Source organism: Anthropogastromicrobium sp., assembly GCF_037349415.1.
GTDB lineage: Bacteria > Bacillota > Clostridia > Lachnospirales > Lachnospiraceae > Anthropogastromicrobium > Anthropogastromicrobium aceti.
The window spans coordinates 34,281-47,686 of record NZ_JAXWCK010000055.1 but is presented as its reverse complement, the minus strand read 5'-3'; the positions used below and the strand labels follow the sequence as shown (position 1 = coordinate 47,686).

Below are 13,406 nucleotides of genomic sequence, written 5' to 3'. Positions count from 1 at the left end.
GAGCATCTGCCTTACAAGCAGAGGGTCATAGGTTCGAGCCCTATAGGCCCCATATGTACGCGTAGCTCAGCTGGATAGAGCGTCTGACTACGGATCAGAAGGCCGGGAGTTCGAATCTTCTCGCGTACATTATTGATAAGCGGTTTCTGCGAAAGCAGGAGCCGTTTTTTTAATAATATCAGTTTACTTATCTTTGTTTTTAATAATATCAGTTTACTTATCTTTGTATTGATGATATAATAAAAATACAAATATTATTTTTGGGAAAACGGAGGAAATTTCAATGAGAATTTATTGTACCAAGGACTATAAGGAAATGAGCCGCAAGGCTGCAAATCTGATTTCTGCCCAGGTAATTATCAAGCCAGACTGTGTATTAGGTCTGGCAACCGGTTCAACACCAATCGGAATTTATGATCAGCTGGTAGAGTGGTATCATAAGAATGATATCGATTTTTCCGAGGTAACAACTGTTAATCTTGATGAGTATCGCGGACTGACAAAAGAGAACGACCAGAGCTACTATTACTTTATGCATACTCATTTATTTGATCGTGTGAATATTCGCCCGGATCACTCCTTTATTCCGGACGGAACTTGTGAGGACAGCGAGTTTGAGTGCCGTCGCTATGAAAATCAGATTCGTTCTCTTGGTGGAATCGATATGCAGCTTCTTGGACTTGGACGTAATGGACATATCGGATTTAATGAGCCATCTGACAGCTTTGCACAGGTAACACATTGCGTAGATCTGACACAGAGTACAATCGATGCCAACAAGCGTTTCTTCGCGTCAGAGGCAGATGTACCGCGTCAGGCATACACAATGGGTATCGGAACTATCCTTCAGGCAAAGAAGATCCTTCTTGTAGCAAGTGGTGAGGATAAGGCAGAAGCAGTTAAGAACACATTATTTGGACCAATTACACCATATGTTCCGGCATCTATTCTTCAGATTCATCCGGACGTTACAATCGTTGCAGATGAGGCAGCATTGTCTCTTTGCAAGCTGTAAGCAAAAGAAAGGCAAACAGTATGAAAATTTTAAATGCAAAGATCTGCAGCAATGGTCAGATTTTTGATGGAGAGGTTACAGTAGACGGCGAGCGCATTGCGTCTGTTACGCCTAAAGAAACGTCGTCAAGCTCAGATGAAACCATCATTGATGCAAAAGGTATGTATGTGATTCCAGGCCTTCTCGATGTTCATTTCCATGGCTGTGTGGGATATGATACCTGTGATGCCTCAAAGGAAGCTTTTGATAAAATAGCGGAATACGAGGGCAGTGAAGGTGTTCTTGCGATCTGTCCTGCGACGATGACATATCCAGAGGATAAGCTTTCTGAGATTATGGACATTGCAGCAGATTATGAAAGTCCTGTGGGCGCAGATTTTGTTGGTCTTCATTTAGAAGGACCATTTATCAATCCTAACCGTGTTGGTGCACAGAACTCTGACTATGTACAAAAGCCAGATGCAGATATGCTTCTTCGTCTGCAGGAGCGTGCAAAGGGACGTATTCGAATCTGTGATGTTGCACCAGAGACAGAGAATGCGATTGACTTTGTAGAAAAAATCAAAGATCATGTGGCATCCGTATCTATTGCACACACTTGTACTGACTACGATACAGCAATGCAGGCATTTGAGCATGGTGCCAATCATCTGACACATGGTTTTAATGCAATGCCAGGCATTCATCATCGTAAGCCAGGTCCGCTTTCAGCAGCAGCAGATGCTGAAGCTGACGTAGAGCTGATCTGCGATAATGTTCATATTCATCCGTCAGTAGTACGTCTTGCGTTTAAACTGTTTACAGATGAGCATGTTATTTTAATCAGTGATACTATGAGAGCCTGCGGTCTTGAGGATGGCTGCTACGATTTAGGTGGTCAGCAGGTAGAGGTAAAGGGAAATCTTGCCACACTTGCATCTGATTCAGCTACAATCGCAGGAAGCGTTACTAATTTGATGAATTGTCTTCGTTGCGCAGTTAAGACAATGAAAATTCCATTTGCGAGTGCAGTAAAAGCTGCTACTCACAATCCGGCAAGAAGCATCGGTGTATTAGATGATTACGGCGATGTAGAAGCAGGAAAGTATGCAAATTTGCTTATTCTTGATGAAGAGCTTAATATTGTTCACATGATTAAGCGCGGAAAACTAGTGCGCTAATCAAAATAATTATAATTAAAAAACGGACTGGCTGCAGATTATTTATCTGTTAGCCAGTCCATTTTATTTATTTGTCTTCTTCCTCTAGCTCATCAGTCAAACGGCAGATTTCATCAATCATGTCGCCAATTGTCTCAATAGTATCAAGAAGAGGTGCATCTGTTGTGATATCTACCTTTGCAAGTGCGGCAAGCTCAACAGGGGTCAAGGTGCTTCCAGCTGCAAGTACTTTCTTCCAGTCATCCACAGCAGTTTGACCTTCCTTTTCAATTCGCTTGCAGACCTGTGTGGCAACAGTCAGTCCAGCACTGTATGTGTAGGAGTAAAGACCCATATAGTAGTGTGGCTGGCGCATCCATGTAAGCTCGGCTCCATCACAGATTTCTACATCATCGCCCCAGAAATCCTGAAGAGTTTTTTTCATGATGCTGCTTAATGTATCAGCCTGAACGCTGCCGCCGTTGTCAATAATACGGTATACCTCGCGTTGATAAGCAGCCTCCATCAGATGTGTAACAAAGTTGTGATAGTAGGTGTTGCTGATCTGGCAGGAGAGTACCCAGCGGCGGAAACGCTTGTCATCATTTGACTGCAGCAGATAATGCGCCATTAAAAGCTCGTTCATAGTGGACGGGGCCTCAACAAAGTATGAAGATACATCAGTGTCAAAGATGGACTGTGCGCTGTTGCAGGCACGGAAATGTCCAGCATGACCAAGCTCGTGAGCCAGTGTAAATACATCGGCCATACGGTCGTTCCAGCTTAACAAAATAAAGGAATTAGTTCCGTAGGGGCTTGCGCAGAAACCACCAGTTGACTTGCCTTGATTTTTTGCAAAATCAACCCAGCGGTCACGATAAGCTTCACGCACCATATCTACATACTCAGGTCCAAGGATGGAAAGACCTTTTTCGATATATTCCTTAGAACCCTCAATAGTTACCTTTGGATCATATTCAGGATCAACGGAAATTTTTAAATCAGCAAAGGTCATACGATCCAGCTTGTGAATTTTCTTTAACAGACGTGTATACTTGCGCATATGAACAGAGAGCTTTGTTGTAATCAGATCGATCTGACGGTCATAAAGCTCACGGCTTACCTTCTGGTCAAATAAAAGACTGTCAAATACGCTTTCAAAACCGCGCAGTGTAGCCATTGTCTTTTCAGTCTGAACCTGTGAATTATAAGCGGCAGCAGTTGTGTTCTCATACTGAGCCAGTTTCTTGCTAAATGCATCAAAAGCATTGCGGCGGATTTGTGTGTCAGATTCATATTCATAGTCATCTTCAAACAGGGAGTAGCCAAGCGGATAATCCTTGTTATTAGCATGGAAGGAATCAAACTTCATGTCTGCAAGCTTAGTCATGTTGTAAATCTGATAAGGCGTGTTTAAGGTCTGAGAAAGTGCAGACAAGGCGCGCTCTGTCTCAGGATGCAGCTGATGCGGCTTACGGCGAAGTATGTCTTCAAGATAGATGCGGCTGCCGCCGGCAATTGCAATAGAAGCCTTCAGTGTTTCTTCGCTCTGCTCGGTAATTTCACTGTTGATAAAACTCAAACGGCTGTTGATGTCAGAAATTATATTCATCACACGGTCATTTCTCTCTTGATTGTGGCTGTCATAATAATCAACCGAAACAGCCAGATCAGTATAATTGCCAGTCAGTGTCATCAGGCGAGTCATCTCCTGAAGATCATTTAAGCAGTCACAAATAGCTTCAGGCGTTGTCAGCTTTCCCTTAAAGCGTTCCTCCATAGAAGCACATAGAGCCTTCATTTTTTCAACATCCCTGTACATCGCTTCCTCAGTCGGATAAATCAGGGAAAGATCCCATGTCAGTTCAACAGGGACTTCATTTCTCATTGCTAAACTCATAAAATTTCACCTTTCTCTCAAACTATTGGCTAGTGCCGTGATTGAGCGTAGTCATCTTAAGTATATACATTTTTTATTAAAGAAGCAATCTCTTGACAGAAAATAAAAAGTATGATAATATTTTGTCAAGCAAATAAAGGGGAGTAGTGAAACGCCCATATATCTATATTTGGGGTGGGTTTGAAACCGTCAGCCGATGCGATAAGCATCCGTATCAAATGAGACAGCGAGACTTTTATTGCGGTGTGTGCCGCGGTAGAGGTCTCTTTTTTATTATCCTAACCGTGGCACACGGAAAGGAGAGACATGAGTGATTTCATGATGGAAAGAGAGATTCAAGAAGCTCTCACAGCAGGGGAAAATGCCCTGCAAAGCCTGTATGCAGCGAGTGAGCAGCTAGACAGTGCAAGAAACTGGGGAATTGTCGATTTATTGGGAGGCGGATTTTTTACCGATTTAATTAAGCATTCCAAAATGGGAAAAGCAGAGGAGTATCTTTCACAGGCAAGATATTATCTTCAACAGTTCCAAAAAGAATTGCGTGATGTCGCAGCAGATGATACAATACAGTTACAGACGGGTGATTTTTTAAGCTTTGCAGATTTCTTTTTTGACGGAGTGGTAGCCGACTATCTGGTCCAGTCAAGGATCAATGAGACAAGAAGAAAAGTAGCCGAGGCAATCAGAAGAATCGAAGAACTTACAGCAAAGTTGCGTGCAAAATATAGTTACTTCAACTAAGACAAAAATCACCAGATCAGACACATCAGTTGGGCATAGCAGCAAAGAGGATTTTAGAAAGAGAGGACAACAGTATGAAAACAGCATTGGCAGCAGCACAGCAATCATCATTTTTAGACACGGCAGCATTTCCCATTATTATCGTCGTGATCGCAATCATAGCCATTCTTGCAATATTAGCGAGCGGCTACGTTAAGGCACCGCCGGATCAGGCGTACATAATTTCCGGTTTGAAAAAGGAAAGCAAGATCCTTATTGGACGTGCCGGCATTAAGATTCCATTTTTAGAGAGAATGGATAAGCTGTATCTTGGACAGATGACAGTTGATATCAAGACAGAGCAGTCTGTTCCGACAAACGATTTCATCAATGTAAATGTGGATGCAGTTGCAAAGGTAAGAATCAATCCAACAACAGATGGAATTAAGCTGGCAGCAAAGAACTTCTTAAATAAAAAGCCAGGCGATATTGCACTTGATCTTCAGGATTCCCTTCAGGGTAATATGCGTGAGATCATCGGTACCTTGTCATTAAAAGTAATTAATACTGACAGAGACTCATTCTCCGATCAGGTTATGATGAAGGCGTCAAAGGATATGGATAAGCTTGGAATTGAGATCCTTTCATGCAACATCCAGAATGTAACAGACGAAAATGGTTTGATCAAGGATCTTGGTGCTGACAATACATCACTTATTAAGAAAAATGCAGCCATAGCTAAGGCACAGGCCGACAGAGATATAGCTATCGCGCAGGCTGAGGCAGATAAGGCGGCAAATGAGGCGAGAGTTCTTTCTGATACGCAGATTGCACAGAAAAACAATGAGCTGGAGATTCGCAGGGCAGAACTTAAGATTATATCCGATAATAAAAAGGCTGAGGCAGATGCTGCTTACAAGATTCAGGCACAGTCACAGCAAAAGAGTATTGAGACAGAGACTGTGAACGCGCAGATTGCAAGAGCAGAGCGTGATGCCGAGTTAAAGAAGCAAGAGGTTGAGATTGCAAGACAGCGCCTTGATGCAGAAATCCGAGCAAAGGCAGATGCAGATCGTTACCGTGAAGAGCAGCAGGCACAGGCAGAGCTGTTCAAGCGCCAGAAAGAGGCAGAAGCAAAGAAGTTCGAGCAGCAGCAGGATGCAGAGGCAAAGAAAGCCATGGCAGAGGCAGTTCGATTTGCCAGAGAACAGGAAGCAGAAGGTATCCGTGCAACTGGTCTTGCAGAGGCAGAAGCAATTCGTGCAAAGGCAACAGCGGAGGCCGAAGGTATAGATAAGAAGGCAGAGGCAATGAAAAAATATGGAGAGGCCGCAATTATCGAGATGATCATGCAGGCACTTCCAGAAATTGCAAAGAACGTTGCAGAGCCGCTGTCCAAGGTAGATAAGATCACAATGTACGGCGAAGGAAACAGTGCAAAGATGCTCCAGGATATCATAAACAGTACTACGCAGGTAACAGAAGGACTGGCACAGGGAATGGGAATCGATGTAAAGGCATTATTATCAAGCATTGTTGGTGCAAAGATAGCATCAAATACACCAGAGGATCCACAAAAATCTGATTCAGACGAATACGAACAGTAAAAATTAAGGGCAGACAGCACATTGTCTGCCTTTAATTTACAACCTTTTTCATGTTGCCTTGACGGTTGAAAGATGCTGTGCTATTATGAGACTAGTCAAAAAAGAAAGAAATTGTGAAAGGAATTGTGTATGAAAGATCGTTTTGAAGCGAAGCTTATACTGTTTATCATACCGGCACTTGCCATCTGGGAAGTATTATATCAGCTTGTCATAATCAGGTTAATTCCGGCGGCAAAAAACGATACCGTTCATGGTGTTGGATTTGTTGTTTTAGTAGCAGCTGCCTGGCTGATATACCGCAAAAAAGCAGGAACAGAGTATGAGGAGGAAGATCAGGATGCATAGTATTTTATTTTCCATAGGGCCGTTTCACGTTTATGGATATGGCTTTATGATTGCAGTAGGAATTATCTGTGCATTTACGATAGGCTGTTTCCTTGCAAAGCGCTCCGGTCTTGATGATGATGCACTTTTTTCCATGGGACTAGTAGGAATAGTGGGCGGTATTATAGGTGCAAAGCTGCTTTACTATATTGTAGAGTTTCCTTCAATTATTGCAGATCCTTCTATTCTTCTTAATTTTGGAGAAGGATTTGTTGTGTACGGAGGCCTGATTGCAGGCTTTTTAAGCCCGTTAATTTACACCAGAATAAAGAAGCTTTCCTTCTTACCTTATATTGACTGCGCAGTGCCAGGTGTAGCATTTGCACAAGGGTGCGGACGCATCGGCTGTTTTCTTGCAGGCTGCTGCTATGGAAAAGAGACATCCGCATGGTATGGTGTCACATTTCCGGCAGATTGTCTTGCACCGGCAGGTGTATCGCTTATTCCAACACAGCTGTTTTCAGCAGCAGGAGACTTTATATTTGCAATAATTCTTTTTATTTTGCAGAGAACGCTTTACAAAAAGAAGAAAAAGACATCAGGAATTGTTACAGCCGTATATTTGATGCTTTATGCAGTGGGCCGTTTTCTTATTGAATTTTTAAGAAACGATCCAAGAGGAGCTGTTGGTGTATTGTCAACATCACAGTTTATCGCGATCTTTATGTTTGCAGCAGGCGCTGTTATGCTAAGCAGATTTGTAAAAAACAGCAACTGATTAAATATTTTGCCTACGGGACTACGACAGAAATATATAAGCAGAAAGGAAGACAACAATGGCAAAAGAAAAGATACCAAAAACGAATGCAATGCGCATACTTGACCGCCTCAAGATTTCTTATGAGGTGCTGTCATACCAGTGTGATGAATTTATAGATGGAATACACACAGCAGATACACTTGGGATTCCACATGAGAACTGCTTTAAGACACTCGTTCTTCAGGGAAAGAGCAAGGGATATAGTGTATTTGTTCTTCCAATCGAGGAAGAACTAAACTTAAAGGAGTGTGCAAAGGCAGTGAATGAAAAGTCAGTTGAGATGATCCATGTGAAGGACATCAACGCCGTCACAGGCTATATTCGCGGCTGCTGTACTGCCCTTGGCATGAAAAAGGAATATCCAACCATTATCCACGAGAGTGCGCTTGACTGCCCATATATATGCGTCAGTGCCGGAAAGCTTGGAGTTCAGCTAAAGCTTTCACCGCAGGATTTTATCAAGGCGACAGGTGCAAAAGCACTGAATATTATTCATGAGTAGGAAATTTAATAATACGCCAACTCGGTGTATAGAAAGGACATGAAATTCACATGGGAGAACGTTTAACGCAGGGAGATATCGATAAAATCAAAAAAGAGATAGAGTACCGCACACTCGTTGTAAGAAAAGAGGCGATTGAAGCTGTTTCAGAGGCCAGAGCGCAGGGCGATCTCAGTGAGAATTTTGAGTATTATGCGGCAAAAAAGGATAAAAACAAAAATGAGAGCCGCATTCGCTATTTAGAGAGAATGTTAAAAAACGCTACCGTTATTTCTGATGAATCACAGGAAGGCGTCGTAGGTTTAAATAAAACAATTGAGCTTTACATTGAAGAAATGGAAGAAGTACAGAAGTTTAAACTTGTGACTTCTGTGCGCTGTGATTCTATTGAGGAAAAAATCAGCATTGAATCACCGCTTGGAAAAGCGATTAATGGTCACAAAGAAGGTGATCGTGTCTATGTAAAGGTCAATGACAAGATGGGTTATTACGCAGTGATTCGTTCCATCACTGACGGGGATGACAGCGAGGATGAAATCCGACCATATTAAATTACTATTAAGTATGAAAGGGGTATATGAAGATGACCGATTTAGTACACAATGAGGAACGTCTTAAACAGCTTCGCGAACGCGCGAAAGAGCTGATTGGACAAATGACACTTGAGGAGAAGGTATATCAGACACTTTATAACGCACCAGCAATTGAACGCCTTGGAATTGCTTCTTACAACTGGTGGAATGAGGCTCTGCACGGTGTTGCAAGAGCCGGCACAGCAACAGTTTTTCCACAGGCAATTGGTTTGGCAGCAACGTTTGATGAAGATTTCATGGAGCAGATTGGTGATGCCGTATCTACAGAGGCGCGTGCAAAATTTAACATGCAGCAGGAGTTTGGAGATCATGATATTTACAAGGGCCTGACCTTCTGGGCACCAAACGTAAATATTTTCCGTGATCCAAGATGGGGCAGAGGCCATGAAACATTCGGTGAGGATCCGTATTTGACATCACGTCTTGGAGTGCGTTACATCGAGGGAATGCAGGGCCATGACGAAAAATATCTAAAGACGGCAGCATGTGCAAAGCATTTTGCTGTTCACAGCGGACCAGAGGGTATGCGTCATTATTTTAATGCAGAGGTGTCTAAGAAAGATCTCTATGAGACATATCTTCCAGCCTTCAAAGCATGTGTACAAGAGGGTAAAGTCGAGGCTGTCATGGGCGCTTATAACCGTACAAACGGAGAGCCATGCTGTGGAAGCAAGACTTTATTAAAAGATATTTTGCGTGATGAGTGGGGCTTTGAGGGTCACGTTACATCAGACTGCTGGGCAATTAAAGATTTCTATGAAGGTCATAATGTAACAAAGAATGCAGAGGAATCTGTTGCATTGGCAATGAATAATGGCTGTGATTTAAACTGCGGTACGCTGTTTGTTTATCTTCTTGATGCTGTTCGCGACGGTCTTGTAAAGGAAGAGCGTCTTGACGAGGCACTTGTCAATCTTTTTACAACACGCATGAAGCTTGGCGTATTTGATAAGGCAGACGATAATCCATACAATAAGATTTCTTATTCAGTAGTTGATTCACCGAAGATGCAGGAATTAAACCTCACAGCAGCAAAAAGATGTCTGACGCTGTTAAAAAATGATCAGATGCTTCCGCTTGATAAAGAAAAGATCCATACAATCGGTGTCATTGGACCGAATGCCGACAATCGCATGGCATTAGTAGGAAATTATGAGGGAACTGCATCACGCTATGTGACAGTCTTGGAAGGCCTTGAGGATTATGCAAAGGAGCATCCAAGAGCAGACGGCGAGAAGATGCGCATTGTTTATTCAGAAGGATGCCATCTTTACAAGGACAGAAGCAGCAATTTGACTCAGAGCCGTGACCGTTTTGCAGAGGTGAAGGGTGTTTGTAAGGAAAGTGATGTAGTAGTTGTCTGCCTTGGTCTTGATGCCAGTCTTGAAGGCGAGGAAGGCGATACAGGAAATGAGTTTTCAAGCGGCGATAAGCTTGATCTGCGTTTCCCGGGTCTTCAAAATGAAGTACTTGAAGTGGCATACGAGAGCGGCAAGCCAGTAATCCTTCTTGTTCTGACAGGAAGTGCAATGGATCTGACATGGGCAGATGAGCATGTAAATGCCATCATGCAGTGCTGGTATCCTGGTGCACAAGGCGGAAATGCAATCGCACAGGTACTCTTTGGCGATGCATGCCCAGAAGGACGTCTTCCGGTTACTTTCTACCGCACAAGCGAAGAACTGCCGGAATTTACAGATTACAGCATGGAAGGCCGCACATACCGTTACATGAAAAATAAGCCGCTTTATCCGTTTGGATATGGTTTGTCATATACAGAGTTTTCGCTTGACAATGTGAAGCTTAGCACACAAAAGGTTACACCAGATGGTGTTGAAGTCACAGCAGATGTAACTAATATTGGACAGATGGATGGTACTCAGACCGTCTTAGTATATGTAAAGGCAGAACGCGAAGGAACACCAAATCCGCAGTTAAAGGGAATCGCAAAGGCAGCTCTTAAAAAAGGTGAGACAAAGACAGTTCACATTACGCTGCCAGAGGAAGCATTTGGACTATGTGATGATGATGGCGTAAAGCGCGTTCATAAAGGCAGCTATACGATTTATATCGGTGAAAAGGCAGCAGGCACTGTTGTCAAAGATTAAAATAAAAAGGGAACAAAGTATTTGGAGGAAACGATTATGTATTATATTGGAATTGATCTTGGAACATCAGCTATCAAGCTTCTTTTGATGGAAGGAAACGGTAAAATCTGCAACATCGTATCAAAGGAGTATCCGCTCTCATTCCCAAATCCGGGATGGTCTGAGCAAAATCCATATGATTGGTATGATCAGATGATCGCAGGAATCAAGGAACTTGTAAACGACTTCGACACAACAAAGGTTGCAGGAATCAGCTTTGGCGGACAGATGCACGGTCTTGTTATTCTTGATGAAAATGACAATGTTATCCGTCCGGCTATTCTTTGGAATGATGGACGTACAACAGAAGAAACTGATTATTTAAATAATGTAATCGGAAAGGATAAGCTTTCTGAGTACACAGCAAATATTGCATTCGCAGGCTTTACAGCACCGAAGATTCTGTGGGTGAAGAAGCATGAGCCAGAGAATTTTGCACGCATTAAAAAGATTATGTTGCCAAAGGATTACTTGGCATATCGTCTGACAGGCGTATTCTGCACCGATGTATCAGATGCATCAGGTATGCTTTTATTTGATGTAAAGAATCGCTGCTGGTCAAAAGAAATGTGCGAAATCTGTGGAATTACAGAGGACATGTTAGCTGGAATTTACGAGAGCTACGAGAAGGTAGGCTGTGTTAAGGAAGATTTGGCAAAAGAGCTTGGCCTTACAGATCATGTAGCAGTTGCAGCAGGAGCAGGAGACAATGCGGCAGCGGCAGTTGGAACAGGAACAGTAGGAGAGGGCAGATGCAACATTTCCCTTGGAACAAGCGGAACTATTTTCATCTCCTCTAAAAACTTCCGTGTGGACAGCAACAATGCGCTTCACGCATTTGCACACGCAGACGGCACATACCATCTGATGGGCTGCATGTTAAGTGCAGCATCATGCAACAAGTGGTGGATGGAAGAGATTCTTCAGACAAAAGAATTTGCAAAAGAGCAGGCTGATATCACAAAGCTTGGAGAAAACCATGTATACTTTTTGCCATATCTGATGGGTGAGCGTTCACCGCACAACAATCCAAAGGCAAGAGGAACATTTATCGGCATGACAATGGACACTACAAGAGCCGATATGACACAGGCAGTTTTAGAGGGTGTTGCATTTGCACTTAGAGATTCCTTTGAGGTAGCAAAATCACTTGGAATCGACATTAAGCGCACAAAGATCTGCGGAGGCGGAGCAAAGAGCCCACTGTGGAAGAAGATGATCGCTAATATTTTAAATATCAGTGTAGATGTAATCGAGAGTGAGGAAGGCCCAGGCCTTGGCGGTGCAATGCTTGCAGCAGTTGCATGCGGTGAGTATGCATCTGTAGAGGAAGCAGCAGGAAAGATCGTAAAGGTAATCGATACTGTAGAGCCAGATCCGGTACTTGCAGCAAAATACGAGGAGCGTTATCAGCAGTTTAAGCAGATCTATCCGGCATGCAAACCGCTCTTTGATATCATTGCGTAAATGAAGGGAAAATAAGTATGGACGAGAATGACTTCTCAAAGTTTGGACAAAGTATATGTGATACCGTCACAGATGCCGTGAACTCGGCTATGGAATCAATGGATTTTTCAGGATTAAGCGAGAAAATTTCATCGACAGCCGATCATATCATGCAGGAGACGGTAGGAGCATTTACCGGAAAAAATGGTCAGGGAAATAAAAAGGGAAATGTTTATGAAAAGACCGACAAAGAAAAGTTAGAGCTTAGGTTTACAAAAAAGACACCTGGAAAGGTATCAGGCATACTGATGTGCACCTTTGGCGGAATTGGCACAGCAGGCTTCGGCCTGCCGGCATTTATACTGCTTGTACTTGGACTGATCGGGAGACAGCCGCTTGTGACAAGCTGTGGCTTTTTAGGTTTCCTGCCGTTTGCCATTGCCTTTGGCATATTGTTAAAAAATGGCTGCGACCGCTTAGGACGTATAAGTCGCTTTGAGCGATATAAAAGGTGCATTGGCACAAAGGCACTTTGCGCCGTGCGAAGCTTAAGCGGTGCTGTCGGTCTTCCTGAGAAAAAGGTGCAGAGGGAACTAGAGCGCATGATTTCACAGGGATATTTTCTGCAGGGCCATATGGATGATGAGAAGTCATGTCTGATTCTTGATGATGAGACTTATGAACTGTATTTGCATTCAAAACAGCAGATGGAGAATGCCAGACGCGAGGAAGAGCAGCAGGCAGGCAATAAAGAGGTGAAAGAAGCAGTTCGAGTGGGAATGGAATATATAAAGCAGATTCGCCAGATAAACGATGAACTGCCGCAGCCAGTGATAAGTGAAAAGTTAAGTCACTTAGAGGAGGTCATTGGACTGATTTATCTGAGTGTCCAAAAGACACCAGAGAAGATTGGCTCCATAAAGAGATTTACCGAATATTACCTGCCAAATACGATGAGCCTTGTAACAAGATATCGTGATCTTGACAGGATTGATACAGACAAAGCAAGAGAGTCCAAGGCGCAGATAGAGAATGCGCTAGACACAATCAACGACGCGTTTGACAAGCTTCTCGACAGCCTTTACGAAGACGACCGCATGAAGATTCAGACAGATATTGCTGTGCTGAAGACTCTGCTGTCACAAGAGGGGTTAGTCGATGACGGGCTTCATATGTAATCAGATGGGAGGATA

The 13,406-nt window shown here is 43.1% G+C and carries 12 protein-coding genes and 1 tRNA gene; 12 read left to right on the top strand and 1 reads right to left on the bottom strand.

Features of this window, described 5'->3' with window-relative positions; translation table 11 throughout:
• The first annotated feature begins 55 nt into the window (after positions 1-55).
• The 3 genes from WJP93_RS12530 (at position 56) to nagA (ending at position 2,175) form a co-directional block, all read left to right on the top strand.
• Positions 56-129, top strand: a tRNA-Arg gene (locus WJP93_RS12530).
• Between the two features lie 154 nt (positions 130-283).
• Positions 284-1,015: a glucosamine-6-phosphate deaminase gene (gene nagB, locus WJP93_RS12525; protein WP_066559544.1), complete on the top strand. Its 732-nt coding sequence runs from the start codon at positions 284-286 to the stop codon at positions 1,013-1,015.
• A 20-nt stretch (positions 1,016-1,035) separates the two neighbouring features.
• Positions 1,036-2,175 carry an N-acetylglucosamine-6-phosphate deacetylase gene (gene nagA / locus WJP93_RS12520; RefSeq protein WP_066559541.1) on the top strand — a complete coding sequence of 380 codons (1,140 nt, stop codon included), beginning with the start codon at positions 1,036-1,038 and terminating at the stop codon, positions 2,173-2,175.
• A 67-nt stretch (positions 2,176-2,242) separates the two neighbouring features.
• On the opposite strand, the gene pepF is transcribed toward nagA, so the two are convergent.
• Positions 2,243-4,054, bottom strand: a complete 1,812-nt coding sequence (gene pepF / locus WJP93_RS12515) for an oligoendopeptidase F (RefSeq protein WP_337548641.1) — start codon at positions 4,052-4,054, stop codon at positions 2,243-2,245.
• A gap of 306 nt (positions 4,055-4,360) precedes the next feature.
• Between pepF and WJP93_RS12510 the strand changes: the two genes are divergently transcribed.
• The 9 genes from WJP93_RS12510 (at position 4,361) to WJP93_RS12470 (ending at position 13,391) form a co-directional block, all read left to right on the top strand.
• Positions 4,361-4,795: a hypothetical protein gene (locus tag WJP93_RS12510; protein ID WP_337548640.1), complete on the top strand. Its 435-nt coding sequence runs from the start codon at positions 4,361-4,363 to the stop codon at positions 4,793-4,795.
• Between the two features lie 74 nt (positions 4,796-4,869).
• Positions 4,870-6,381 (top strand): flotillin family protein, encoded by a 1,512-nt coding sequence (locus WJP93_RS12505; protein WP_227101465.1) that lies wholly within the window; start codon positions 4,870-4,872, stop codon positions 6,379-6,381.
• Between the two features lie 129 nt (positions 6,382-6,510).
• On the top strand, positions 6,511-6,726 hold the full coding sequence (locus WJP93_RS12500; RefSeq protein WP_118615718.1) for a hypothetical protein: 216 nt from the start codon (positions 6,511-6,513) through the stop codon (positions 6,724-6,726).
• On the top strand, positions 6,719-7,483 hold the full coding sequence (gene lgt, locus WJP93_RS12495) for a prolipoprotein diacylglyceryl transferase (protein ID WP_337548639.1): 765 nt from the start codon (positions 6,719-6,721) through the stop codon (positions 7,481-7,483). The genes WJP93_RS12500 and lgt overlap by 8 nt, the downstream gene beginning before the upstream one ends.
• Before the next feature lie 58 nt (positions 7,484-7,541).
• Positions 7,542-8,027 carry a Cys-tRNA(Pro) deacylase gene (gene ybaK / locus WJP93_RS12490; RefSeq protein WP_227101467.1) on the top strand — a complete coding sequence of 162 codons (486 nt, stop codon included), beginning with the start codon at positions 7,542-7,544 and terminating at the stop codon, positions 8,025-8,027.
• 50 nt (positions 8,028-8,077) lie between these two features.
• Complete coding sequence (gene greA, locus WJP93_RS12485) at positions 8,078-8,578, top strand: transcription elongation factor GreA (RefSeq protein ID WP_337548638.1); 501 nt, start codon at positions 8,078-8,080, stop codon at positions 8,576-8,578.
• 32 nt (positions 8,579-8,610) lie between these two features.
• On the top strand, positions 8,611-10,728 hold the full coding sequence (locus tag WJP93_RS12480) for a glycoside hydrolase family 3 C-terminal domain-containing protein (protein ID WP_337548637.1): 2,118 nt from the start codon (positions 8,611-8,613) through the stop codon (positions 10,726-10,728).
• Between the two features lie 36 nt (positions 10,729-10,764).
• Positions 10,765-12,234 carry a xylulokinase gene (gene xylB / locus WJP93_RS12475; RefSeq protein WP_337548636.1) on the top strand — a complete coding sequence of 490 codons (1,470 nt, stop codon included), beginning with the start codon at positions 10,765-10,767 and terminating at the stop codon, positions 12,232-12,234.
• Between the two features lie 17 nt (positions 12,235-12,251).
• A complete protein-coding gene (locus WJP93_RS12470; RefSeq protein ID WP_337548635.1) occupies positions 12,252-13,391 on the top strand; it encodes a 5-bromo-4-chloroindolyl phosphate hydrolysis family protein in 1,140 nt (379 codons plus the stop codon).
• Positions 13,392-13,406: the final 15 nt, after the last annotated feature.

Excerpts from the sequence above, each read along its gene's own strand:
- xylB (WP_337548636.1), top strand. The coding sequence starts at position 10,765 with ATGTATTATATTGGAATTGATCTTGGAACATCAGCTATCAAGCTTCTT.
- WJP93_RS12470 (WP_337548635.1), top strand. The coding sequence starts at position 12,252 with ATGGACGAGAATGACTTCTCAAAGTTTGGACAAAGTATATGTGATACC.
- greA (WP_337548638.1), top strand. The coding sequence starts at position 8,078 with ATGGGAGAACGTTTAACGCAGGGAGATATCGATAAAATCAAAAAAGAG.
- pepF (WP_337548641.1), bottom strand. The coding sequence starts at position 4,054 with ATGAGTTTAGCAATGAGAAATGAAGTCCCTGTTGAACTGACATGGGAT.
- nagB (WP_066559544.1), top strand. The coding sequence starts at position 284 with ATGAGAATTTATTGTACCAAGGACTATAAGGAAATGAGCCGCAAGGCT.
- WJP93_RS12505 (WP_227101465.1), top strand. The coding sequence starts at position 4,870 with ATGAAAACAGCATTGGCAGCAGCACAGCAATCATCATTTTTAGACACG.
- WJP93_RS12510 (WP_337548640.1), top strand. The coding sequence starts at position 4,361 with ATGAGTGATTTCATGATGGAAAGAGAGATTCAAGAAGCTCTCACAGCA.
- lgt (WP_337548639.1), top strand. The coding sequence starts at position 6,719 with ATGCATAGTATTTTATTTTCCATAGGGCCGTTTCACGTTTATGGATAT.
- ybaK (WP_227101467.1), top strand. The coding sequence starts at position 7,542 with ATGGCAAAAGAAAAGATACCAAAAACGAATGCAATGCGCATACTTGAC.
- WJP93_RS12500 (WP_118615718.1), top strand. The coding sequence starts at position 6,511 with ATGAAAGATCGTTTTGAAGCGAAGCTTATACTGTTTATCATACCGGCA.
- WJP93_RS12480 (WP_337548637.1), top strand. The coding sequence starts at position 8,611 with ATGACCGATTTAGTACACAATGAGGAACGTCTTAAACAGCTTCGCGAA.
- nagA (WP_066559541.1), top strand. The coding sequence starts at position 1,036 with ATGAAAATTTTAAATGCAAAGATCTGCAGCAATGGTCAGATTTTTGAT.